Raw genomic sequence first — 23,153 nt, forward strand, 5'->3', positions numbered from 1 at the left:
TATAAATGGCCTGTATAAACCTTTAGCGTTGAATCAACGAAAACTTTATTATAACCAACTTTTTAGGTGCTTGGGGAGGCTATCCATGTATTTCATGTGATGATTTGCTAAATTGATTTGATGTGTGGAAATGCATTGAGAGTTAGATGGGGAAAAGTATTAGAGAGTGTATTGATATATAGCAGAGCTAGGTGGCAGAGCCTGGTATTAGTACTCATGCTCTGCATCTAACAAGATAATAATAGTCATGTAGTGGGCTACAGGCTATTTTGAGCCTACGCTTTAGGGAATAGCAGATAAGGTGTTTTCGTACTGCCTAAGAGCTTTTTGGTATCGCTACCTTGTAACAACGTGCGGATGCGAGATTGACCAAAGGCACCTGTCATTAGCAGTCCGATATCATTTTCATTCTGATAATAATGTAGAGCAGCTGTGACATCACGGCAGTCTAGTAACGCTTTTTTAGATTTAATACCTGCTTGTTTGAGACGCGCATAAGCTTCACGTAGGGCATCACAGTTTTCTGAGTTTTCTTTGCCGATCATGACAATATGCACAGTTAATGCACGTACAAGCGATGTTTTGCAGAGCCAATTGAGCAATTTGTGCGACGTTGGACTATTATCGAATGCAAATAACGCAGTAGTAGGGGGCAAAAATGGTGCATGAGTCACCAAAATGGGGCAGTGGCTAACTCTAACCAGCTGGCTCAAGGTTGCTTTGCAGGTAACATTATGGCCTATAATAATGAGTTGCGCTTTATCGTCGACATAATCGATACTCTCATTAAGGTTTTCGTGCCGATGCAAGGTATATGTCTTCAGCTTTTTGCGCTGTTGCTCACAATAGGTTGTGGCTTGATGTAGCAGTAACTTGCCTTGTGACTTTAGCTCACAGTTACTCAAATGCTCTTTGGTTGTGAATTGCTCGAGCAGCATGTTTTCATCATCGATGTTTAAACAGCCAGAATAATTCACCGCCGCTTTTTGTTGTAAGCTCGGTACAGAGTGCAACAGTCCGATAGGCGCTTGTAGGCGAGTTGAGGCCCACATGCTTGCCTCTAATACGGCTTGCACATGATCAGGGCAGTCTAAGCAGGCGATTACGCTATCTGGTTTTAAATTACTCATAAGACCACCACATCATTCTAATGAAAATACAGCTGCTTGGTTCAAGAATTGGATGATAATGCTGATACCCAATTCTCTCAACCACTGCAGCTGTGTATTAAACTATTTATTCAATTGTCTATTTAGACGCTATCAAGCAACGCCAGCATTTAGTATGCAGACGTACTATGCTTAATCCAATAGGCCAATATCTCGGCGATCATGGACAGAGAAGCGATCAATCAGTGTTCGACTTGCATTGTTGAGTCCAACCACTTTGACATCAATACCTTCACGTTGCAAGCGCATGACCAGCTTGTCCAAGGTATCTACGGCACTGACATCCCAGAAGTGTGCTTGGCTAACATCGATTTCAATGCTATCTAGTGCTTCTTTGGTATCAAAGCTACCTAAGAATTGCGTGGTAGATGCAAAGAATACTTGTCCTTGCACATAATAATAGCGGGTGTTGCTGCTATCATCATACTCACTAAAGATGGTTAAAAATTGACCAATCTTATTGGCAAATGCTAGGGCAGATAGTAGAACGCCCACGCCCACACCATACGCTAAGTTATGCGTAAATACCGTCGTCAAAACAGTCGCTAGCATGACAATGTTAAATGACATTGGATGCGTTTTAAACTCGCGAATCGACTGCCAATTAAACGTCCCAATAGAGACCATAATCATCACAGCGACCAACGCTGCCATTGGAATTTGGCTGACCCATTCACTTAAGAATACAACCATGATGAGTAGGACAACACCTGCCATCAAGGTAGACAGACGTGTGCGTCCGCCAGATTTGACGTTAATCATTGACTGACCAATCATCGCACAGCCTGCCATGCCACCAAAGAACCCTGACACGACGTTGGCAATACCTTGACCACGGCATTCTTTATTTTTATCACTTGGCGTATCAGTCAATTCATCAACGATAGTCGCTGTCATCATAGATTCTAATAAACCAACAACGGCCAACGCGATAGAGTAAGGAGCAATAATCAGTAGGGTTTGTAGATTCAATGGAATGTCAGGCAATAAAAACATTGGCAATGAATCTGGCAAATCACCCATGCTACCGACGTTACGAATATCGAGATTCATATACATCGCGACAGCCGTCAAGCCAACGATACAAATCAATGGTGAAGGGATGATGCGACCGATTTTAGGGATAAGTGGAAACAGGTAAATAATCCCCAAGCCCGCTGCCGTCATGATATAAACCGTCATGCCAACACGTTCAGTCATGGGATTAAGCTCAGGAATCTGAGCCGCAAATATCAATATAGCCAGTGCATTGACGAAGCCAATGACCACTGAGCGAGAGACAAAGCGCATCAAATTGCCAAGCTTTAGTAAGCCCATCACAACCTGAATACCACCACATAATAAGGTAGCAGCCAGTAAATATTGCAAACCATGATCGGCGACTAGGTCGACCATCACTAGTGCCATAGCACCTGTCGCCGCCGAAATCATACCTGGACGGCCACCGACGAAACTAATCACGACAGCGATACAAAATGAGGCATATAAGCCGACTTTTGGGTCAACACCCGCGATAATAGAAAAAGCAATAGCTTCAGGAATCAGTGCCAGTGCGACGACCAAACCTGATAAGACGTCACCGCGAACGTTGGAAAACCACTCGTCACGTAAGTTATCAATAAAAGATGTCATAAGTAAACTGCGTAGGGTTAGAGGCAAAAAAGTAATCATTACTCATTAATAAAATGATCGCGTCGCTACAAAAGTAGCTATCCATCTTTCTTTTACCACGACACGCATTGCATCATGTGGTGGCATTGAATTATTAAAGGTCGATAATAAGTATGTCTACTGATTTATGATTGGTATCACTAATACGCTCACCAATCACTAATACGATGATAAATTCAGTGAGATTACCTAAAAAATATTGTTTAAAATAGGTTGCGTAAAATAGCACCTAAAATAATGAATAGAGTCAGTAATGACTTTGTGCGGTAGAGGGTGGTAAATAATCTGTCAAACAAACATTGTCGCTTGATAGAGCATGACCGCAACACCAATCTCTGTTAAAGATAAGTGACAATCACACGCGAATAGCGCGTTAACTGTGGCAACATGCTAAACTAAAATGCTTGGGGGAATACCCAACCATTCATAGCTCAGGGCGACTATTATAGCACTAGCCACTTAATATAAAAACAGGCGCATAATAGCATAAAGTCATAAAAAACCAGTACCGAAATCTGAACGATACCGTTATGATGCTTCTCATCTTAAAGGCATTATTTGGACTCTTTATAGATTAGGTCTGCTTGATGCCATTTTGCTCGTAAAATAGAAGGAATATATATGACCACCAACACTGCAACAGATGCCTTACTTCATAAAGGCAGTGGTCTACAAGTCGTGGTTGGCTTGGGGCAATCTGGTCTATCCGTTGTGCGCTATCTGGCCAAGCAAGGCTATCAGGTAGCAGTCACTGATGCACAAGAAGCACCTACATTAGCGGATCAATTACCAGCTGAAGTTGATATCCGTCAGTTCGGTGCAATCGATGCCGAGCTCTTGCAGCAAGCAGCCCGTATCATTATCAGCCCTGGTATATCTTTGGCTACCGAAGCCGTTGCTGCTGCACGCCAAGCTCACATTCCAGTGGTCAGTGATATTCAGCTATTCTGTGAAGCTTGTACGGTGCCGATCGTGGCTATTACAGGCTCTAATGCTAAAAGTACCGTGACCACGTTGGTCGGTCAAATGGCTGCAGATGCTGGTATCAATGTGGGTGTTGGTGGCAATATTGGTGTGCCAGCGCTCACGCTACTTGATAATCCTGAAATGGCATTGGCTGTACTGGAATTATCCAGTTTTCAGCTAGAGACCGTCACCAATTTGGGTGCGCAGGTAGGGACAGTTCTCAATATGTCACCTGACCATTTAGACCGTCATGGCGATATGTTGGGTTATCATCAAGCCAAGCACCGTATTTTTCAGGGTGCTAAGTCCATCGTTATTAATCGTGAAGACGCACTGACGCGCCCGTTAGTCGCTGATAATTTAACCAGAGTGAGCACAGGTATTCATGCCCCTGATAAAGGCCAGTATGGTCTTATCATTGATCCTGAAGGTCAGATTTATCTTGCTCGTGGTACAGAATTGCTACTGTCGGCAGACAAACTGTTGATTAAAGGTCGTCATAATTTGCTCAATGCACAGGCAGCCTTAGCCTTAGGCGAGCTTGCCGGTTTACCACTTGATAGTATGCTAGATACGTTACAGCACTTCACTGGACTTGAGCATCGCTGTGAATATGTCGCCCATGCTGCAGATATTGATTATTTTAATGATTCCAAAGGTACTAATATTGGCTCAACCATGGCCGCAATCGAAGGGCTAGGTGCGGTCTATGCGCCAAAAGACGGCAAGCTATTATTGATTTTGGGTGGACAGGGTAAAGGCCAAGCATTTGGCGAGCTGACGCCGTTCATTAATCAATACGTCAGCCAAGTGCTGTTTGTCGGTGAAGACGCTCAGCTGATTGAGCAACATCTGCGTGCGGCGAAGATTAGTGCTGATGTGGCACTACATCAGTGCCAAACGCTAGAGAAAGCTTTTGCTACGATCCAACAGGTGACATCAAGCAGCCTATCGCAAGTACAAGCAGTGCTACTGTCTCCTGCCTGTGCCAGCTTTGATCAGTATAGTGGCTACGCTGCTCGTGGTGAGCACTTTAGTCAGTTGGTTAGTCAGCTAGAATGCGTGCAATGAAATTAGCATAAAGGCTAATTGGCTTGATACCTAACTGGCTTGGTAACTAATTGTTCTGAGAATAAGCAGTAACATAGAATAATAAAACGTTATTTAGTTGGTGTTTATTCTCAGAAAGCATTTTCTGTATAAATGATTGTTTTGCTTATAGATTGCTGCTACTGTCAATCATAATCAGACAAGTGATCTGTTTGGTGTTATCTTCTTCATATTTTTTAAACGGTGGCGTTTCATAGACGCCGTGTTTTTCGTTCGTTAGTGTATATAAAATTATGGCGCTCCCTTCTTTTTTTCGTTCCTCGTCCCAATCAAAACAAGCCGCTGGCTCTGATGGCATTCTTTCTATGCCGTCAGCACGTGCTGTTTTGATATCGAGCGTCGGCTGCATGCTGGTGCTCAGTTTACTAATGGTTGCTTCTGCTTCTATTCCTTTTGCGCTCAGTCGCGGTATGACAGAGCTGTACTTTTTTAACAACCAACTGCTGTATATGACGATTGGTCTGGTTATCGCGTCTATTCCTTATTATAGCGTGTCCTTACGAACACTATATAAGACCGAAACCCAATTTATGCTACTCGGTATTACGGGTGTGCTATTAGTAGCAACCTTGTTTAGTACGCCTATTAATGGCTCTAAGCGCTGGTTGAACTTGGGGGTTTTTAACTTTCAGGTAGCAGAGCTTGCCAAGCTGGTCATGATTGTTTTTGTGTCTGACTTTGTAGTGCGCCGGTCTTTCGAAGTTCGTAATGGCTTGGATGGCTTTTTGCGAATTATGTTGGTAGTGGCATTGATAACCATGCTGTTATTATCGCAGCCAGATTTTGGATCTTTTGTCGTGATTTTAGGGACCATCTTTGCGATTTTTTATATCGCTGGTGCGCCTTATAAGCACTTCTTAGCATTGGCTGCGGCTGCCGTTGGCGGCGCAGTATTGATGGTTACGACAGCGCAATATCGATTGGTACGTGTGATGTCGTTCATGGATCCGTTCGATGATGTGCAAGACACCGATTACCAGTTAGCACGCAGTTTGATCGCCTTTGGTCGTGGGCAGTTTACGGGTGTTGGCTATGGTGAGAGCGTACAAAAATTATCGCATTTGCCAGAGGCACACACGGATTTTTTACTAGCAATTACGGGTGAAGAGTTGGGTTTTGTTGGGGTTACCATGGTGTTGGTGCTCGAAGCACTGATTATCGGTAGTGCGATGCGTATCAGTTATAATGCGTTAAAACGTCGACAGATGCGTATGAGTTATACGGCCTTTGGTATTGGCGTGGTGTTTATCGCACAGACGATTATTAATGCAGCGATGAATATGGGCGCAATTCCGACCAAAGGTTTGACCATGCCATTCTTCAGTTATGGTGGCTCATCTATGTTGATTAGCCTAGTGATGGTTGCGCTATTGCTGAAAATTTATAAAGAAAGCCCTGAGATCGAAAAAAGCCAGTGTCGTTATTATTAGCATTTTATGATTATGCATAATGTTTAATAACATGCTGCTCAATAACATGGTACTTAGTAAATAGTGTCTGGTTTCCTTTAAAAAAGCGTCGCTAATGAGTGGCGCTTTTTGTTGCCTCTTGTTTGAGTATCACTTCTTATAAGTTAGGCAGGTTTAATTGTTGTTGGTTCTGCAAAGGCGTGTTATCCCATTGCGCAATGGCTTGCTTGAGCATGTTTTCAGGAGTATCTCTATCAACGACGGGTTGTTGTAATAATTTTAGTGCATGAGCGATTAATTGACTTGGATTGCGTGTATCAATGGGTTGTGCAAGGTTTTGTTTAGAAAGTTTTTGTCCATCAGGATTGCATATCAACGGCAAGTGATACCAGTGGTCGATAGCGGGTAAGTGAGCAGCATTCATGATGCTAATTTGGGCTGTGGTCATGGGTAATATATCCAAGCCACGCATGATGTGGGTAACTTGTTGTAAGCCATCATCGAGACTCGCAGCCAAAATATAATTGATCATGCCATCTTGGCGACGAGCCACCATATCACCTAAGGTTTGTTGCGGGTTATCCCATTGCATTCCTTGAATACCATCATTGAAGCCAATCCTATAGTCTGGTAGCTGGATGCGTAGTTTATGCTGCTGTCTATCAAGGTCAGCGGCGACACAGCAGCGTGGGTAACGCTTTCTATTTGGTTGGTTTTCATTATGAATTTGGCTCTGTTCTTCTTTGGCCCAATACTGCTCTAAGCCTTTACGTGAGCATTGGCAGCCGTAAGTGAGTGAATGCAAGGCAGAGTTTAAGTAATCATTATAGATGTCAATACGCTCAGATTGGTAAATGACATCGCCATCCCAGTGTAGACCAAGCGCTTCTAAATCAATCAAAATTTGCTCAGTGAACTGCTGATCGCAGCGTTCAGTATCGGTATCTTCAATGCGCAGTAACCATTGACCGCCCAGTGATTTGATATGACAGAAGCTGGCAAGTGCTGTCGTTAAAGAGCCAAGGTGTAATTCACCAGTGGGTGAAGGTGCGAAACGGCCGATAGGCTGAGAAGGAGTAGGCATAGGAGTCTTGATTTTTTAAATAGGTGGTTATCGATGATAGCGTTATTCAGATAGAATAATAAAGTTGGGTCCAAAAAGATATTTATTAAATGAGATAATTTGTTAGGAGTATAGTCAATCCTCTATAAATTGGATACGGTGTCAGCCTCGCTCAGCCTACAATTTGTAGTACTTTCACTCGGCTTCCTTGTATCCAAATTATATTGAACCGACTACATGACTTCTAAAAAATAAAATTGGTTTTTTAATGCTTATCGTTAAGGGCTGTTATCGGTAGGGGCTATAGTGATAGATTGATTAAAGGTTATTCAACATAGAAACGATAGCCTAAAACGCAACGAGCGACCAATAATATGGTCGCTCGTACTGAAATATACTCTTCTTATGCTTGATTGAAGCTATCTTATCTAAGCGCCTTGGTTCTGACGTTCTTTGATTTCAGATAGCGTTTTACAGTCGATACACTGAGTCGCTGTTGGGCGTGCTTCAAGGCGACGCAAACCAATCTCTACACCACAAGTCTCACAAAAACCATAGTCATCATTCTCGATTTCTGACATAGATTTATCGATTTTGCGAATGAGTTTGCGTTCACGGTCACGCGTACGCAAAGCTAGTGCAAACTCTTCTTCTTGAGTCGCGCGATCATTGATATCTGGCATGGCGCTTGACTCATCCTGGATATAAGTCTTGGTACGATCTGCTTCGCCAATCAGTTGGTTTTTCCAGTCCAATAAAATCGCTTTAAAATGCTCTAACTGAGCATCAGACATATATTCTTCGTCTTTGGCTGGCACATAAGGAGTAAACTTCACTTCACTCGGATTCGTGGTCACGGTGCTCATATGGGTATCCTACTTTTTCAAATTAATTCAATAAAACGACGTATCAATAGATAAGACGTTATTAATTTTACGAACGCTATAATGCTTTCCATTTATAAAACGTTTTACCACTTGGTAACACAAGTAACACAGCTGATCTAATGATATGGCTATCTCGCTATGCTGACATCAACATAGCGATGGTCAAATATATGGTTACGCTTATCTTTATTTAAATAGTCTTGTTTAAAAAATACTGCAAACCACTGACGGTTAAAACCTCAATTATGGTCGACTTAGCCATCCTAGCCATTATGATTGTACCTAATGGTAGGTGTTAGGCAGTCTTCATTTTATAAGTTGTATCATTGTTTCTAATAATAATGAAGTGATTTTTTATACTGGTGGCTATTTTACTTCGATATTCACTTCATATTAAGGTGGTTAATGTTAGCTAACTGCTTAATATATAAGGGTTAAAACTATTTTTATGCCAGTAATTATGGCCATCAAGTATCCAGTCTTTCAACCCAGCTTGCAACCGTTCCATTGTTGGCTAATTGCAACCAACGGTAACCAGGTCGAGCGTCTTCATCGTAAGCAAAGTCATCTTCGTTAGGCATGAACTGATAGCAGGTTGAGGGTGTTGTATAGACAGAAACGCCTTGACGATAGCGAACTTGGTCTTGGTGAATATGTCCACTAATGATTACTTTTAGATGCTCAAAAGCTAGCATATGCTGCCAAAAATCTTCGCTATTTCCTACCATGTGAGCATCAATCCAGGCAGAGTCTACCGGTATAACATGATGGTGTAGGGCGATTAGCGTAGGCTTGTTACAAGCACTGAGTCTTTCACATAGCCAGTTCATGTCGGCAGACGTTATTTTGCCTGCTACCTCACCACTAATGGAGGAATCTAGCAGCAGTAACTGCCAATGCTGAGTTTCAATAATATGTTGGCTCAATAAACGAGGGTCAGCAGGCTGAGCAACCAATGTGCGCTGCAAAAACGGCAAATGGCAGCCAACTTCATCAGTGACGTCATGATTACCAGCAATACAAGCAAAAGGAATGTTGGTCGCTTGTAATACCTTAAAGATATGGTCATAAATCGTAGGTATGATTTTATTGACCAAGTCACCTGTCACGAGAATGAGATCACAGCGAATATCTTCATTCAATGCTTGTTGAAGCACCTTCTCAAAGCTATGCTGATAAATGGCAGCTTCATCGCTGTCAATATTATCGTTATCTGTAATAAAAGCGCTAGGTGTCAATAAGTGTAAATCGGTGACTTGTAAGATATTAACTTGCTCATCTAGCGTACTGATGCTACTGATAGTATTGCTTGGCATTGGGTCAGTCCCTTATTAAAACAGAGCAATTGACGCTGTCAACATGACCATAAGTAAACGAGTCTCTATTATCTGTTTTCACTACTTTTTTCATCATATATGATATTTAATCGCAGTTACCACACTATATTTTCAATAGCTATTATAGGCAGCTTTCTATTATTAATGATACCAATAGTGTCGAGGCAAGTTTATAACATAAAGTAAAACAAAGCTCTAGCAATATTAATCAAATAAAGTTGAATAATTAAGCGAGATCTCTTTTATGCGGTGTTTTATAGTCTGCTAATGGCGCGCCACCCAAAATTTTGAGGTTATCACCTTTGATAAAATCAGTGCCAAAAAAAACAAAATGGCCAATATCAATACAATAGATAGTCCAGTCTGAATATCTAGCCAAATGCTGCCCCAGACGCCTAAAGTAACACCTAACTGAGCGATAACTAAAGATATAATGACCATTTGTTTTGGTGATGTAACCCATAAGCGTGCGGTTAGTGCTGGCAATACCAACAATCCACTAATTAGTAAGCTACCGACTGCCTGTAGCGCAACAGCACAGAAGCCTGCCAATATCCCCATAAAAAATAATCGTTGGCGTGTCGGGTTGATACCTTGAATACGTGCCAATGCTTCGTGAGTCGCAAGCTTAATTTGCGCTGGCCATATATAGCGTAGTAAGCCCAAACCCACTAGAACGCTACCTGCAAGTAGAGGTAAATCAGCCCAATCTAGCTCCAATAAATTACCAAATAAAAAGCCTAATACATTGGCTTGCTGATCTGTCAGCTGGGTTAAGGTCAATAATCCTAAACATAATAATGAGACAGCCACCACTGCCAATACGGCATCCGTTGGTAGGCGTTCATCATCAATTAATACCAGTCCTAACACTACCGCAATGCTGACTAACAAAACACCAATGCCCATCGGCAGTTGCCACCAAGCAGCTAAGGCCACACCAAGTAAAGTGCCATGTGCCAGAGCATCAGCAAAAAAGGCCATACGGCGCCACAATACCAAACACCCTAATGGTGCTGATAGTAGTGCTAAAATACTGCCAGCAATCCAAGCAGGAGCAATAATGGCTAACCAAGTGGTCATAATGAATATCCGTAAAATTTTTATAAAGGCATGAGACAGTATCAGTAAATATCAAAAATATCTGGCTAGATACAGCCATCATATATTTGGTTTTGATGATTGTGGTTCGAGCTCGTTTGGTGCGTGATGCTGGCAAGCATGTGGCTGATGCACATAAGGTTGCTCATAATAATGACCAAATAGCTTTTTAAATTCGGTGCTAATGGCCAGCTCGCTTGGTTGTCCCTCGCAGCAGATATGTTTATTGAGGCAAATAACACGTCGACTACCTCTCATTACCCAATGCAAATCATGCGATATCACTAACATGGCACAATGTAAGAAATCTGGTAGCTTGTCAATGAACTGATAGAGCCAAACCTCAGTATCAGGGTCAAGCCCTTGCATGGGTTCATCCAAAATCAATAAATTGGGTTTATCCAGTAAGGCTCGGGCTAATAAAACGCGCTGTGTTTCGCCACCTGACAAATGCAGCATCTGCCGTGACAGCAAATGCGTCAATGCTAAATTATCAAATATGAACTGGCGCTGCTCGTCGGTTAAACGCTTTTTATTTGCTTGACCCAGTAGGTCACTGACTCGCAAGGGCAATATAGGCGGTACGGTAAATCGCTGCGGCACATAGCCAAGTTCTAGTGGCTGATGCGCTGTGATATTGCCCTTAGTTGGATCGATCAAACCTAAAATAAGTTTAACCAACGTTGATTTGCCAGCACCGTTAGGTCCCACCAGACTTACCGTCTCATTGACCGCAATGTCAATATCGATATTTGAAAGGATACGTTGCTGTCCAACATGGTAGCTGATATTGCTTAAGCTCAGCAGCTGGTTGGTATCTTTCATAGGACGGTTATCAGCAGTAGAGGAGAGCGGCTGATTAGATATTGAAGTAGATGGGCTCATAATATGACAACGAATGGATAAGTAAAAGATAGGAATAATCAGAATATTGCTATTAAAAACCAATAAAAAAGTACTAAAAATAGTGAAAACAAGACTGATAGATTATTGGCAAGCTTGGCATCGACCACTAAGTTCAATAACACTATTCTCCACAACAAACCCAACATCTTGCTCAGCAAAGCTCATCATCTCTCGTACTGGCAAGCTGCTGCATTCTTGTACCCGCTGGCACTGACCACAGATTAAAAAAGCCGCCGTATGCTGCGCTCTTGGGTGACAGCAAGGAACATAAGCATTGATAGACGTTAATTGATGAATTAAACCTTCGCTCAATAAAAACTCCAAGCTGCGATAGACCGTTGGTGGGGCGACGTTTTTGTTGGTTTGTTTTTTTGACGAGGACTTTTTTGAGTCAGCCTCTTTATTATCATCACTGCTCTGAGAATCTGACAGGCGCATATTCTGTAATAGAGTGATTAGGTCATAGGCACCGATGGGCTTATTGGCTTCTAATACCAACTGATATATTTGCTGACGTAAAGATGTAAAGCGCGATCCATTTAAACGGCATCGCTCTTTTGCTTCGGTTAAGCGCTCGACAACATCATGCGGCGTAAAGTCTTGCGCATCATGTAGATGTTCACAATCTGATGAGTGGATAGACATGGTGCAGACTCCTAAAAATAAATGGCTGTTTTATTATTTTTTTTATTGTTATAGTATAACATAATAAAACGAAAAGAAGATAAGCTGTCTTATGTTATCTACTGTATCGTCACTCTTCATTAAACATGATATCTCAATACCATCACTCATATACCAAAGACACCTACTATGAACTCAGCTTTCAATCAGTTACTACGTCCAATCATCAAGATAAAACGTCTGCTAGTTTCCGGAGCACTACTAGGATTTTTAACGCTAAACGCTCAAGCAGCAACCGTTAGTGTGAGCAACTATCCGATGTTTTTACTCAGTGAAGCGGTGACTGAAGGAACACCATCCGCCAATAGAATTCTACAACCAGGTGATGTAGGGCATCATGGAAGTGTCAGTCCAAGCGATATTAAAGCGATTAAGGACAGTAAGTTCGTCGTTTGGTTTGGACCTTCATTAGAAAACAGCCTGACTGGCAGTTTAGAGACAGCCCCTAATGCCATTGCTATGTTTGACTTTAAGGCCTTCAACCGCTATCCACTTCGTGATGTGAAAGGCATGCCGATTGCAGGTACGCTTGATCCTCATATCTGGCTAGATCCTGAAAATGCCAAAGCCATTACTCGTGCATTGGCCGTGATACATAGCCGTGCTAACCCAGAGTACGCAAGCACTTATCAAGCCAATGTTAAAAAATTCGCGGCTCGTATGGATACAGCAGTTGCCACTATACAACAAGCTTCACAGAAAAACCGTCCTTATTGGGCTTATCATGATGCCTATCAATATATTGAAAAAGCTGCGCATATCGAGCTAGCAGGTAGCTTAAGTCCAGACCACCATATTTCTCCAAAAGCCAGTCAATTGCGTTGGTTAAATGAGAACCGTCCTGTTAAGCAAATGTGCATGGTTAACCAAGGCGTCGTTTCTAAAGGACTGCTTGCTAAATTACAGCCAATTAGTACTTCTGTACAAATCGAAGACATGAGCGACAGTCAAGACTTTGTAAAAGGGTGGACGAATATGGCACAGCAAATTAACAATTGTGTGGATGGTAAGTAGGAATAAATCGAAGTATTCTTCAAATAAATGTTACTATGCCTCAAACTAAGTGCTTTGAAATGAAGTTTGGCCTAGTTTGAAGCGTGTTTTCACGCTAAATAGTTGACAAATTTCATATTATGCTTGCTTAAAACTCACATGCTCCTTATAATAAGTGGCGTTTAATTTTGGTTGAAAGGCATTACCTGTAGAGTGAACGATTCACGGATAAAAGTGTCAAAAGGATACTAGATTATCCCAATATTGTAAGGCTATAGGAATACCGATGACCAAGCCTGCCAAACGCACGCAGAAAGATAAGATTGGTATCTATATCAAACGCCAAGCATGGATATTGTTTATCCTGATTATTGTTGTTTGGATTCTAGATGCTACTTGGTTAGATAGTGAGCTTATTGTAACGAAAAGCGCCGCAATTGGTGCGTTGCTAAGTTTTACTACTCAAGCCGTATTTGCTTTTTTTATCTTTTGGCATACTGGATATCGCGCACGCCAACATATTGTTAGCCAGCTATATCGAGGGCAGATGGCCAAATGGCTATTAGCCGTGTTAGGTTTCGCACTAATTTTTATTACCGTACAACCCCTATCTGCGCCTGCGCTGTTTATCGGTTTTATGGTAATGCAAATTAGTCACAGTTGGATGTTGTGGCATATACGCTAGGGTTGATCATATAACTATTTATATGGTTTTGTGATTAATAACGCTATGCAAGCCACCCTGCCGTCCAGCTTCTCTATGACTAGTTTTAAAAAGTCAAAACATAAAAACCTGTCTTATGACAGCGCTAGTGACTATAAAAACTGTGGTATAAGTGTTCTAAATGAATGTAGCATTTAAGAATGCGGTGATAGGGTAGGGCAAGTTTCGCTATCGTTATCATTTGTAATTAAATTATTACAATTAAATTACAGCCGTAAAGCTATATTGGTAAACGTTAAGCGTTGCTAACTTATTCATACAACGGATAAAAAAGTAACAATTGACTTTACACGAATACAACGCTGCATTAATATAGGCAGCTAAATATTTTGCTTACAAACCTTGTATAAGGCGCCAGTCGTGGAACACGACAGTAGGCGAGCACATATATAATAATTTTTCGTACACATGCAAGGGCTATTACTGATTCATCATAAGCCCTTTTTTGATAGCTAAATTTCATTTGTAGCTATTGAGTTGCGCACTAGTAATAGAACTATGGGTTGGATGTTATTGATTACATGAGCGCGTTAGCATGAATTATTTGCTTGCTTATAAGCACATCAAATAAAACACTAAACCTCATCAGATGACAACCATATTTTTGGTAGTTGATTAAATCGTTGATTAATAAGAAGCTTACATTATGGCATCCGAGCAAACATCATCAGAATATATCTCTCACCACTTAACGAATTGGACGTACGGCTATCTGCCGGGCGAAGGTTGGAAAGTTGCCTATACTGCTGAAGAAGCAGGGCTAATGGGCTTTAAAGCTATCCATCTTGACTCTATGCTATGGTCAATTGGTCTGGGCATTCTATTTTGTACCATCTTTTGGATGGTTGCCAAAAAAGTCACTTCAGGCGTGCCAGGTAAAATGCAGGCAGCAGTTGAATTGATCGTTGAGTTTGTTGATAACAACGTTCGTGATTCATACAGTGGTACATCAAAACTGATTGCACCATTGGCGTTGACCATCTTTGTTTGGATCTTTTTGATGAACTTGATGGATCTAATACCTGTTGACTTCGTTCCAGGTATTGCGGGACAAATTGGTGCCGCAATGGGCCATGATCCACATCATGTTTTCTTTAAGATTGTTCCAACGACTGATCCTAACATCACGCTTGGCATGTCGTTCTCTGTCTTTGCACTGATTATCTTTTATAGCATTAAAGAAAAAGGTTTGGGCGGCTTTATCGGTGAATTAACACTACATCCGTTTGGCGCCAAAAACCCAATCGTACAAGCGATTTTGATTCCCATCAACTTCATCCTAGAAGCAGTTACTCTAATAGCCAAACCTGTATCACTTGGTTTGCGTCTATTCGGCAACATGTATGCTGGGGAATTGATTTTCATACTGATTGCTCTAATGCCGTTTTGGATTCAATGGGCGTTATCGGTACCGTGGGCTATCTTCCACATCTTAGTTATTACACTTCAAGCGTTCGTATTTATGATGCTGACGATAGTTTATATGTCGCTCGCATCATCAACTGAACATTAATTAGACATTCAATAGGTAAATGAGGATACATCAATGGATCCAGTATTAGGTGGTTACACAGTTATCGCAGTAGCGCTACTTATCGGTCTTGGCGCACTTGGCACAGGTATTGGTTTTGCTATTCTAGGTGGTAAATTCCTAGAAGGCGTAGCACGTCAGCCAGAACTAGGCTCACAGCTACAAACTCGTATGTTCATCGTAGCAGGTCTTCTTGATGCTATTCCGATGATCGGTGTTGGTATTGCTATGCTATTGTTATTCGCTAACCCTCTAGCAGGTTAATCAGAAAGCTCAGTTGTAAATGTTTGGTAGTCAAAGTTTGTATCTTAACCATAGCCAAAGTTTGGCTATCAAATATGATCAATGAAACTGATTTTTCATTAACAAAGAGGTGATCACGTGAATATCAATTCTACCCTCATCGGTCAAGCCATTGCTTTTGCAATCTTTGTGATGTTCTGCATGAAATTCGTGTGGCCACCACTTATTGGTGCCATCAATGAGCGTCAGCGTAAAATTGCTGAAGGCCTGAATGCCGCAGAAAAAGCAAAAGCAGATCTGGCGACCGCGGAGCAAGATGTCCAGCAGGAGCTTACTCTTGCAAAGACTAAAGCTGCTGCTCTAATCGAGCAAGCGAACAAGAGTGCCAACCAGCTTGTCGAAGATGCAAAAACGCAGGCCCAAGTGGAAGGCGAGCGCATTCGTCAACAAGCGCAAGCGTCTATCGACCAAGAAATCAATCAGGCGCGTGACTCATTACGTGCCCAAGTTGCTGAACTGGCTGTACTTGGTGCAGAAAAGATTTTGCAAGACAAAGTCGATGTGCAAAAACATGCCAGTATGCTAGACCAACTGGCGGCGAAGCTGTAACTGTGAGGATATAATGGCTGACTTATCAACCTTAGCACGACCCTACGCTAGAGCCGCGTTTGACTATGCCAATGAAAACGGGGCCGTAGACGAGTGGGAAAATTTCTTGTTTATCGCTGGTGCAATTGTCAATGACAAAGCGTTCCGTACTTGGCTAGAAAATCCAGCCGTTACGGCTGAGCATAAGTCAGCTGCTTTGGTTGATCTTTATGACTCACAAGTGGCTGGTGATAACGACTCTGCTTTTAAACAGCTATTAGGTGAGAACAAAGGTTCTCGCTACGGTAATAGTATTAGCTATCCTAAAGTATCACCAGCGCTCAATAATTTTATTAAGCAGCTGGCAGAACAAGAGCGTCTGGCGCTGCTTCCTGAAGTTTATGAGCATTATCGTCATCACAAGGCAGTAAGCTTAAAGCAGCTTGACGCATATGTGACTTCTGCTTATCCATTAACGGATGACCAACGTCAAATGATTCAAACACGTCTCGCTGCCTCGCTAAACGCTAGTGTGGTGATTCACGAATCAGTTGATCCAAGTCTATTGGCAGGTGCTACGATCAAAGTCGGTGACAAAATCATTGATGATTCGATGCGCGGCAAGTTACAACAGTTAAAAACACAGCTAACTGCCTAATGCCATTCATCAACGCAGTCATTTAATATCTGCGTGATAGTAAGAGCATTTAAGTCAGTGGGCGGGTTATCATAAATTAAAGGAAACAAGGCAATGCAACAATTGAATCCAGCGGAAATCAGTAACCTGATTAAGCAGCGTATTCAAGACCTTGATGCGGGTGCAACTGCAAAGAATGAAGGCACGATTGTCAAAGTATCTGACGGTATCGTGCAGATTCATGGTCTTGAAGATGCCATGTACGGCGAAATGATTGAGTTTGAAGGTGAAGTCTATGGAATGGCGCTTAACTTAGAGCGTGATTCTGTTGGTGCGGTAGTACTAGGTGACTTCCTAAAGTTACAAGAAGGTCAAAAAGCCTATTGTACTGGTCGCATTCTTGAAGTACCCGTAGGTCCTGAGCTGCTAGGCCGTGTTGTTGATGCTTTGGGTAATCCTATCGATGGCAAAGGTCCTATCGATGCCAAGATGACTGACAAAGTCGAAAAGATCGCCCCAGGCGTTATCGACCGTCAATCAGTAGATCAGCCAGTAATGACTGGTTATAAAGCCGTTGATACTATGATCCCAATTGGTCGTGGTCAGCGTGAGCTTATCATTGGTGACCGTCAGACGGGTAAAACCGCAATGGCTATCGATGCGATTATTGCACAGAAATCATCTGGCATTAAGTGTGTGTACGTAGCTATCGGTCAGAAACGTTCGACCATCGCCAACGTGGTACGTAAGCTTGAGCAAACTGGTGCATTAGAATATACCACGGTTGTGGTTGCATCAGCATCAGAGCCAGCAGCACTACAGTATATCGCACCGTACTCAGGTTGTACGATGGGCGAATATTTCCGTGACCGCGGCGAAGATGCTCTGATTGTCTTTGATGACTTATCAAAGCAAGCTGTTGCTTATCGTCAGATTTCACTATTGCTACGTCGTCCGCCAGGCCGTGAAGCATATCCTGGTGACGTATTCTATTTACACTCACGTTTACTTGAGCGTGCATCACGTGTAAATGCTGCTTATGTAGAAAAGTTCACTAATGGTGAAGTTGTTGGTAAAACAGGTTCTTTAACTGCATTGCCAATCATTGAGACCCAAGCTGGTGACGTTTCTGCATTCGTACCGACTAACGTAATCTCAATTACTGATGGTCAGATCTTCCTAGAGTCTAGTTTATTCGCATCAGGTCTCCGTCCAGCAGTCAACGCTGGTATTTCGGTATCTCGTGTTGGTGGTGCTGCACAGACTAAGATCATTAAGAAACTGTCTGGTGGTATCCGTACCGCACTAGCTCAGTATCGTGAACTGGCCGCATTTGCTCAGTTTGCCTCAGATCTTGATGACGCAACTCGCGAACAGCTTGATCATGGTGAGCGTGTGACTGAACTTATGAAGCAGAAGCAGTATCAGCCAATGTCTATCTCTGAGCAAGCAGCAGTTATTTATGCTTCGAATGAAGGATTTTTATCTGACGTGCCTGTTGAAAAAATTGGTTCTTTCGAAGAAGCTTACTTACGCTATATGCATGATGAGCAGAGTGAATTGATGCGTGAGATTGATGACACTGCGAACTACAACGATGATATCGCAGGTCGTTTAAAGTCAGCTCTAGAGACATTTAAACAAAATCACAGTTATTAATTTAACGGGTTAAGCCGAATTTGGTTATGGCTATCTTTGATAGCTGATAAAGTGGCGCGTTGTCTGATCATATTTTTGCCAAGATAGAGCGCCACTGTTTTAACCATTGACGGTATTAGAACGCGTAATGCACAAGATATAAAATATTACTCTGTCAGATTAATGTTGTATATTAAATGATTGTCGCTTGCGCCAATGCTTTTTAACCCTCTTATATTGGAATCATTATGGCAAGCTTAAAAGAGATACGTGCCAAAGTCACCAGTATTAAAAGCACCCAAAAAATTACTCGCGCAATGCAAATGGTTGCAGCAAGTAAAATGCGCCGTGCACAAGAGCGCATGGAAGTGGGTCGCCCGTATGCTGATAGTATGCGCCGGGTTATCTCACATTTGGTGCACGCTTCATCAGACTACAAACATCCGTATATGGTATCGCGCCCAGTCAATAAGGTTGGCTATATTGTCATTACCTCTGACCGTGGTCTAGCGGGTGGTTTGAACGTCAACCTATTTAAAGCTTTAACTAAAAGTATCCAGCAATACCAAGACCAGTCTGTACAGACTGAGTTTGCAGCTATTGGCGCTAAAGGTGTGAGTTTTTTCAAAAACTTTGGTGGTAAAGTTACCTCGGCCGTGACCGATTATGGTGATAAGCCAACGTTTGAGCAATTGAATGCACCTGTTCAGGCGATGCTTGAGGACTATAGTAACGGTAATTTAGACCGTATCTATGTGGTATATAACCAGTTTATCAATGCCATGACTCAAAAGCCGACAGTCAGTCAGTTAGTACCTCTTCCAGAGGGATCGCTTATTGATGAAGACAGCGGCATGCAGACTGAGCTTAGCTGGGATTATATCTACGAGCCTGACATCAAGACTTTGATTGATGAATTGCTTGGCCGTTATATTGAGTCGATTGTGTATCAAGCGGTAATGGAAAACATTGCCTCTGAGCAGTCGTCACGTATGGTTGCGATGAAAGCGGCTACAGATAATGCTGGTGACCTTATTAACGATTTACAGTTGGTTTATAACAAGCTGCGTCAAGCGGCGATTACTCGAGAAATCTCGGAAATCGTTGGCGGTGCTGCTGCTGTTTCATAATTGACTACACCTATATATAGAAGTTCAAGGAGAACGCAATGAGTAGCGGTCGTATTGTACAGATTATTGGCGCGGTTCTTGACGTTGAGTTCAACCGTAACGAAGTTCCTAAAATTTTTGATGCCTTGCAAGTAGACGGTACCGAAACCACCCTAGAAGTACAGCAACAGCTAGGTGATGGCATCGTACGTACTATCGCAATGGGTTCAACTGAAGGCCTAAAGCGTAACCTACCAGTTACTAACACTGGCGCACCTATTTCTGTACCTGTGGGTATTGGTACACTAGGTCGCATCATGGATGTTCTTGGTCGTCCTATCGATGAAGAAGGTCCTGTTGCTGCTGATGAAAAATGGTCTATCCATCGTGAAGCCCCAAGCTATGCAGAGCAGTCAAACAGCACTGAACTGTTAGAAACAGGCATCAAGGTTATTGATTTACTTTGCCCGTTTGCAAAAGGTGGTAAAGTTGGTCTGTTTGGCGGTGCTGGTGTTGGTAAAACCGTCAACATGATGGAATTGATCAACAACATCGCACTTAAGCACGAAGGCTTGTCAGTATTTGCTGGTGTTGGTGAACGTACTCGTGAAGGTAATGATTTCTATCACGAAATGCAAGAAGCTGGCGTTGTAAACACTGAAGACTTTAGCAAATCTAAAGTAGCAATGGTATATGGCCAGATGAATGAGCCACCGGGTAACCGTTTACGTGTTGCGCTGTCTGGTTTGACCATGGCTGAGTACTTCCGTGATACCAAAGATCCTGCTACTGGCAAAGGTCGTGACGTATTGCTGTTTGTTGATAACATCTACCGCTATACACTAGCTGGTACTGAAGTATCAGCACTACTAGGCCGTATGCCATCAGCAGTTGGTTATCAGCCAACACTAGCTGAAGAGATGGGTATGCTTCAAGAGCGTATCACCTCAACTCAGTCAGGCTCTATTACTTCAGTTCAAGCTGTTTACGTACCTGCGGATGATTTGACCGATCCATCACCTGCTACGACGTTTGCTCACTTGGATGCAACAGTTGTACTAAGCCGTGATATCGCTTCACAAGGTATCTATCCTGCGGTTGATCCATTGGATTCAACGTCACGTCAGCTAGATCCACAAGTGATCGGCGAAGAGCATTACAATGTTGCTCGTGGCGTACAGGAAATCCTACAGCGCTATAAAGAGCTTAAAGATATCATCGCAATTTTGGGTATGGATGAGTTATCAGAAGAAGATAAACTGGTTGTTTATCGCGCTCGTAAGATTCAGCGCTTCTTATCACAGCCATTCCACGTTGCTGAAATCTTTACTGGTGCACCTGGTAAATATGTACCACTACGCGATACCATTGCTAGCTTTAAAGCAATCATCGCTGGTGAATACGATGACTTGCCAGAGCAGGCATTCTATATGGCTGGTGGCATCGATGAAGTTGTTGCCAAAGCAGAAAAAATGAAATCTTCTGCAGCGTAAGTTGCTTAAGCATTGGCTAACGAGTAGATAGGCTATAATACGTTTATCTACTCATCAGTAACGCATCGCAGTTTTTACTGTTTTTTGATCGCGTTTTGATAGTAAGGAGTTAAGTATGGCAACGTTACAATGTCGCGTCGTAAGTGCTCGTGAAGAGTTGTATTCAGGCGAAATTAGCATGTTAATAGCTACGGGTACCGAAGGCGAGATTGGTGTATTGCCAGGTCACACACCGCTTATTACTTTGTTAAAACCGGGTGCGATGCGAGTGCAAACACCAGACGGTGAAGAAGAAGTGATCTATGTATCAGGCGGTGTATTAGAAGTACAGCCGAAGATGGTTACCGTATTGGCTGATACAGCCATGCGTGCACATAACCTTGATGAAAGCAAAATTGTTGAAGCACGTAAAAAGGCTGAGCAAATGCTTGTCAATCAATCGGACACTGTACAGACTAATGCAGCTTTAGCATCATTAGCAGAGTCTGTGGCACAGCTACAGACTATCCGTAAGTACAAAAACCGTGCTTAAAATTTTTGTTTGAAAGGCTAGGCTTTGTTCTTAGTCTTTCAATGATAAAAAAACAGTCCATTATGGGCTGTTTTTTTATGCCTGTTTTTAGAGTGACCATACTAAATATATGTGAATCAAAGAATATTAGACAATTTCTAAAAAGTCACTGGCGACAACAACAATATGTCGCTATATTATATGTCATAGAGAGTAAGTTTTGAGTGAGAGTAAAGCGATTAGAAGTTCCTTGAAAAGCTAATTTGGTTAGTTTACTTACCAATATTTAGACATTCAAAGAGTGATAAAACCAACTTGTCTGCTGTTATTTGCGTAAATCACGTATTTTTTGGACGTAAACTAACGTTTTAATAGGTGTAGTTTATAGGTTTTGTTAACGACTATAAGCTATAGTATAGGAAGCCGTATATTTAATAGTATACTGTGCTACCAAGTTTGTAACAGCTATACGAACATCAATTGTGCCACGTGATGGTGCTATTAATTTACCGCTCTTACTTTTACTACTTTTAAATTAGATGTATTAGAGGATATAACAATGACAACGAATGAAGAAGACAACACCCCCCGAATCTTGATTGTTGAGGATGATGAGCGTCTGGCCATGCTGACCCAAGATTACTTGGTCAAAAACGGTTTAGAAGTAGCGATTGAAACAGATGGTAATCGTGCTATTCGCCGTATCGTCAATGAGCAACCAGATTTGGTTGTACTTGATGTGATGCTTCCTGGTAGCGATGGATTAACGGTTTGTCGTGAAGTTCGCCCGCATTACCAAAATCCTATTTTGATGCTGACGGCTCGTACTGAAGATATGGATCAGGTACTAGGTCTTGAGATGGGCGCCGATGATTATGTCGCAAAACCTGCTCAGCCACGTGTCTTGCTTGCCCGTATTCGTGCATTATTACGCCGTTCAGAAAATGCACCATCAGAAGACGTGCCACAGCGTCTAGAGTTTGGTGAGTTAGTCATCGACAATGGTGGTCGTTCAGTGAATCTAGGCGATGAGCTGGTTGATTTCACCAGTGCTGAATATGACCTTTTATGGTTGCTAGCTTCTAATGCTGGTCGTATTCTATCTCGTGAAGATATTTTTGAGCGTCTACGCGGTATTGAATATGATGGTCAAGATCGTTCAATTGACGTACGTATCTCACGTATTCGTCCAAAGATTGGTGATGATCCAGAAAACCCTAAACGTATTAAAACCGTACGTAGCAAAGGTTATTTATTTGTGAAAGAAGGCAACTAATTTTCGTTCCTTTGAGCAATTACTTATTATTGATAATCGTCATATAAAAAACCAGCAACTATGCTGGTTTTTTTATGGCTAAATTTGAATTTTTGAACTTAATTATA

The 23,153-nt window shown here is 42.1% G+C and carries 22 protein-coding genes; 13 read left to right on the forward strand and 9 right to left on the reverse strand.

Translation table 11 applies throughout. The features are described from left to right. Positions 1-275: 275 nt before the first annotated feature. Both I6E83_RS11075 and I6E83_RS11080 read right to left on the reverse strand, forming a co-directional pair. Entirely contained in the window at positions 276-1,130 is an 855-nt protein-coding gene (locus tag I6E83_RS11075) for a universal stress protein (protein ID WP_197101967.1), read from the reverse strand. 171 nt (positions 1,131-1,301) lie between these two features. Beyond that, positions 1,302-2,801 carry a SulP family inorganic anion transporter gene (locus I6E83_RS11080; protein WP_197101969.1) on the reverse strand — a complete coding sequence of 500 codons (1,500 nt, stop codon included), beginning with the start codon at positions 2,799-2,801 and terminating at the stop codon, positions 1,302-1,304. A 660-nt stretch (positions 2,802-3,461) separates the two neighbouring features. Between I6E83_RS11080 and murD the strand changes: the two genes are divergently transcribed. Continuing rightward, positions 3,462-4,877 carry a UDP-N-acetylmuramoyl-L-alanine--D-glutamate ligase gene (gene murD, locus I6E83_RS11085; RefSeq protein WP_197101971.1) on the forward strand — a complete coding sequence of 472 codons (1,416 nt, stop codon included), beginning with the start codon at positions 3,462-3,464 and terminating at the stop codon, positions 4,875-4,877. A 145-nt stretch (positions 4,878-5,022) separates the two neighbouring features. Here the strand turns inward: murD and I6E83_RS11090 are convergent, their stop codons facing one another. Then, complete coding sequence (locus tag I6E83_RS11090; RefSeq protein WP_197102101.1) at positions 5,023-5,265, reverse strand: hypothetical protein; 243 nt, start codon at positions 5,263-5,265, stop codon at positions 5,023-5,025. On the opposite strand from I6E83_RS11090, the gene ftsW reads away from it, so the two are divergent. Then, the gene (gene ftsW, locus I6E83_RS11095; protein ID WP_197101973.1) at positions 5,150-6,346 is read left to right on the forward strand and encodes a putative lipid II flippase FtsW; all 1,197 of its coding nucleotides are present in this window, start codon (positions 5,150-5,152) and stop codon (positions 6,344-6,346) included. The two genes, I6E83_RS11090 and ftsW, sit on opposite strands and share 116 nt — an antisense overlap. Positions 6,347-6,482: 136 nt before the next feature. Here ftsW and gluQRS read toward each other — a convergent pair whose 3' ends face one another. The 6 genes from gluQRS to I6E83_RS11125 all read right to left on the reverse strand — a co-directional run bounded on the left by gluQRS (position 6,483) and on the right by I6E83_RS11125 (position 12,264). Continuing rightward, positions 6,483-7,409 (reverse strand): tRNA glutamyl-Q(34) synthetase GluQRS, encoded by a 927-nt coding sequence (gene gluQRS / locus I6E83_RS11100; protein ID WP_197101975.1) that lies wholly within the window; start codon positions 7,407-7,409, stop codon positions 6,483-6,485. Positions 7,410-7,816: 407 nt separating this feature from the next. Further along, a complete protein-coding gene (dksA, locus tag I6E83_RS11105; protein WP_110923638.1) occupies positions 7,817-8,254 on the reverse strand; it encodes an RNA polymerase-binding protein DksA in 438 nt (145 codons plus the stop codon). 488 nt (positions 8,255-8,742) lie between these two features. After that, the gene (locus I6E83_RS11110) at positions 8,743-9,591 is read right to left on the reverse strand and encodes a metallophosphoesterase (RefSeq protein WP_197101977.1); all 849 of its coding nucleotides are present in this window, start codon (positions 9,589-9,591) and stop codon (positions 8,743-8,745) included. 285 nt (positions 9,592-9,876) lie between these two features. Next, entirely contained in the window at positions 9,877-10,695 is an 819-nt protein-coding gene (locus I6E83_RS11115; RefSeq protein WP_197101979.1) for a metal ABC transporter permease, read from the reverse strand. A gap of 78 nt (positions 10,696-10,773) precedes the next feature. Continuing rightward, a complete protein-coding gene (locus tag I6E83_RS11120; protein WP_197102097.1) occupies positions 10,774-11,538 on the reverse strand; it encodes a metal ABC transporter ATP-binding protein in 765 nt (254 codons plus the stop codon). A 162-nt stretch (positions 11,539-11,700) separates the two neighbouring features. Further along, on the reverse strand, positions 11,701-12,264 hold the full coding sequence (locus I6E83_RS11125; protein WP_197101981.1) for a transcriptional repressor: 564 nt from the start codon (positions 12,262-12,264) through the stop codon (positions 11,701-11,703). 168 nt (positions 12,265-12,432) lie between these two features. Between I6E83_RS11125 and I6E83_RS11130 the strand changes: the two genes are divergently transcribed. From I6E83_RS11130 to I6E83_RS11180, 11 genes are all read left to right on the forward strand, one after another. Next, positions 12,433-13,317, forward strand: coding sequence for a metal ABC transporter solute-binding protein, Zn/Mn family (locus tag I6E83_RS11130; RefSeq protein WP_197101983.1), 885 nt, complete (start codon positions 12,433-12,435; stop codon positions 13,315-13,317). 265 nt (positions 13,318-13,582) lie between these two features. Then, positions 13,583-13,981, forward strand: a complete 399-nt coding sequence (locus I6E83_RS11135) for an ATP synthase subunit I (protein ID WP_197101985.1) — start codon at positions 13,583-13,585, stop codon at positions 13,979-13,981. Between the two features lie 685 nt (positions 13,982-14,666). Continuing rightward, on the forward strand, positions 14,667-15,533 hold the full coding sequence (gene atpB / locus I6E83_RS11140; RefSeq protein ID WP_110923631.1) for a F0F1 ATP synthase subunit A: 867 nt from the start codon (positions 14,667-14,669) through the stop codon (positions 15,531-15,533). A gap of 33 nt (positions 15,534-15,566) precedes the next feature. Next, the gene (atpE, locus tag I6E83_RS11145; protein WP_010197960.1) at positions 15,567-15,815 is read left to right on the forward strand and encodes a F0F1 ATP synthase subunit C; all 249 of its coding nucleotides are present in this window, start codon (positions 15,567-15,569) and stop codon (positions 15,813-15,815) included. Positions 15,816-15,932: 117 nt separating this feature from the next. Further along, complete coding sequence (locus tag I6E83_RS11150; protein ID WP_110923630.1) at positions 15,933-16,403, forward strand: F0F1 ATP synthase subunit B; 471 nt, start codon at positions 15,933-15,935, stop codon at positions 16,401-16,403. A 13-nt stretch (positions 16,404-16,416) separates the two neighbouring features. Continuing rightward, a complete protein-coding gene (locus tag I6E83_RS11155) occupies positions 16,417-17,040 on the forward strand; it encodes a F0F1 ATP synthase subunit delta (protein ID WP_110923629.1) in 624 nt (207 codons plus the stop codon). A gap of 93 nt (positions 17,041-17,133) precedes the next feature. Further along, the gene (gene atpA, locus I6E83_RS11160) at positions 17,134-18,678 is read left to right on the forward strand and encodes a F0F1 ATP synthase subunit alpha (RefSeq protein WP_110923628.1); all 1,545 of its coding nucleotides are present in this window, start codon (positions 17,134-17,136) and stop codon (positions 18,676-18,678) included. 227 nt (positions 18,679-18,905) lie between these two features. Continuing rightward, complete coding sequence (gene atpG / locus I6E83_RS11165) at positions 18,906-19,787, forward strand: F0F1 ATP synthase subunit gamma (RefSeq protein ID WP_110923627.1); 882 nt, start codon at positions 18,906-18,908, stop codon at positions 19,785-19,787. A 38-nt stretch (positions 19,788-19,825) separates the two neighbouring features. Beyond that, positions 19,826-21,259 (forward strand): F0F1 ATP synthase subunit beta, encoded by a 1,434-nt coding sequence (gene atpD, locus I6E83_RS11170; RefSeq protein WP_110923626.1) that lies wholly within the window; start codon positions 19,826-19,828, stop codon positions 21,257-21,259. A gap of 115 nt (positions 21,260-21,374) precedes the next feature. After that, entirely contained in the window at positions 21,375-21,791 is a 417-nt protein-coding gene (locus I6E83_RS11175) for a F0F1 ATP synthase subunit epsilon (protein ID WP_011514632.1), read from the forward strand. A gap of 538 nt (positions 21,792-22,329) precedes the next feature. Beyond that, a complete protein-coding gene (locus I6E83_RS11180) occupies positions 22,330-23,046 on the forward strand; it encodes a response regulator (protein ID WP_021812806.1) in 717 nt (238 codons plus the stop codon). Positions 23,047-23,153 lie beyond the last annotated feature (107 nt).

The organism is Psychrobacter sp. SZ93C1, from assembly GCF_015864635.1.
GTDB classification, from domain to species: Bacteria; Pseudomonadota; Gammaproteobacteria; order Pseudomonadales; family Moraxellaceae; genus Psychrobacter; species Psychrobacter fozii.

Bases quoted from the DNA above. Each gene is read 5' to 3' on its own strand.
- I6E83_RS11125 (WP_197101981.1), bottom strand. From the start codon at position 12,264: ATGTCTATCCACTCATCAGATTGTGAACATCTACATGATGCGCAAGAC.
- gluQRS (WP_197101975.1), bottom strand. From the start codon at position 7,409: ATGCCTACTCCTTCTCAGCCTATCGGCCGTTTCGCACCTTCACCCACT.
- I6E83_RS11080 (WP_197101969.1), bottom strand. From the start codon at position 2,801: ATGACATCTTTTATTGATAACTTACGTGACGAGTGGTTTTCCAACGTT.
- I6E83_RS11090 (WP_197102101.1), bottom strand. From the start codon at position 5,265: ATGCAGCCGACGCTCGATATCAAAACAGCACGTGCTGACGGCATAGAA.
- atpA (WP_110923628.1), top strand. From the start codon at position 17,134: ATGCAACAATTGAATCCAGCGGAAATCAGTAACCTGATTAAGCAGCGT.
- atpD (WP_110923626.1), top strand. From the start codon at position 19,826: ATGAGTAGCGGTCGTATTGTACAGATTATTGGCGCGGTTCTTGACGTT.
- I6E83_RS11120 (WP_197102097.1), bottom strand. From the start codon at position 11,538: ATGAAAGATACCAACCAGCTGCTGAGCTTAAGCAATATCAGCTACCAT.
- dksA (WP_110923638.1), bottom strand. From the start codon at position 8,254: ATGAGCACCGTGACCACGAATCCGAGTGAAGTGAAGTTTACTCCTTAT.
- I6E83_RS11075 (WP_197101967.1), bottom strand. From the start codon at position 1,130: ATGAGTAATTTAAAACCAGATAGCGTAATCGCCTGCTTAGACTGCCCT.
- ftsW (WP_197101973.1), top strand. From the start codon at position 5,150: ATGGCGCTCCCTTCTTTTTTTCGTTCCTCGTCCCAATCAAAACAAGCC.
- atpE (WP_010197960.1), top strand. From the start codon at position 15,567: ATGGATCCAGTATTAGGTGGTTACACAGTTATCGCAGTAGCGCTACTT.
- I6E83_RS11180 (WP_021812806.1), top strand. From the start codon at position 22,330: ATGACAACGAATGAAGAAGACAACACCCCCCGAATCTTGATTGTTGAG.
- atpB (WP_110923631.1), top strand. From the start codon at position 14,667: ATGGCATCCGAGCAAACATCATCAGAATATATCTCTCACCACTTAACG.
- I6E83_RS11175 (WP_011514632.1), top strand. From the start codon at position 21,375: ATGGCAACGTTACAATGTCGCGTCGTAAGTGCTCGTGAAGAGTTGTAT.
- atpG (WP_110923627.1), top strand. From the start codon at position 18,906: ATGGCAAGCTTAAAAGAGATACGTGCCAAAGTCACCAGTATTAAAAGC.
- I6E83_RS11155 (WP_110923629.1), top strand. From the start codon at position 16,417: ATGGCTGACTTATCAACCTTAGCACGACCCTACGCTAGAGCCGCGTTT.
- murD (WP_197101971.1), top strand. From the start codon at position 3,462: ATGACCACCAACACTGCAACAGATGCCTTACTTCATAAAGGCAGTGGT.
- I6E83_RS11110 (WP_197101977.1), bottom strand. From the start codon at position 9,591: ATGCCAAGCAATACTATCAGTAGCATCAGTACGCTAGATGAGCAAGTT.
- I6E83_RS11130 (WP_197101983.1), top strand. From the start codon at position 12,433: ATGAACTCAGCTTTCAATCAGTTACTACGTCCAATCATCAAGATAAAA.
- I6E83_RS11135 (WP_197101985.1), top strand. From the start codon at position 13,583: ATGACCAAGCCTGCCAAACGCACGCAGAAAGATAAGATTGGTATCTAT.
- I6E83_RS11115 (WP_197101979.1), bottom strand. From the start codon at position 10,695: ATGACCACTTGGTTAGCCATTATTGCTCCTGCTTGGATTGCTGGCAGT.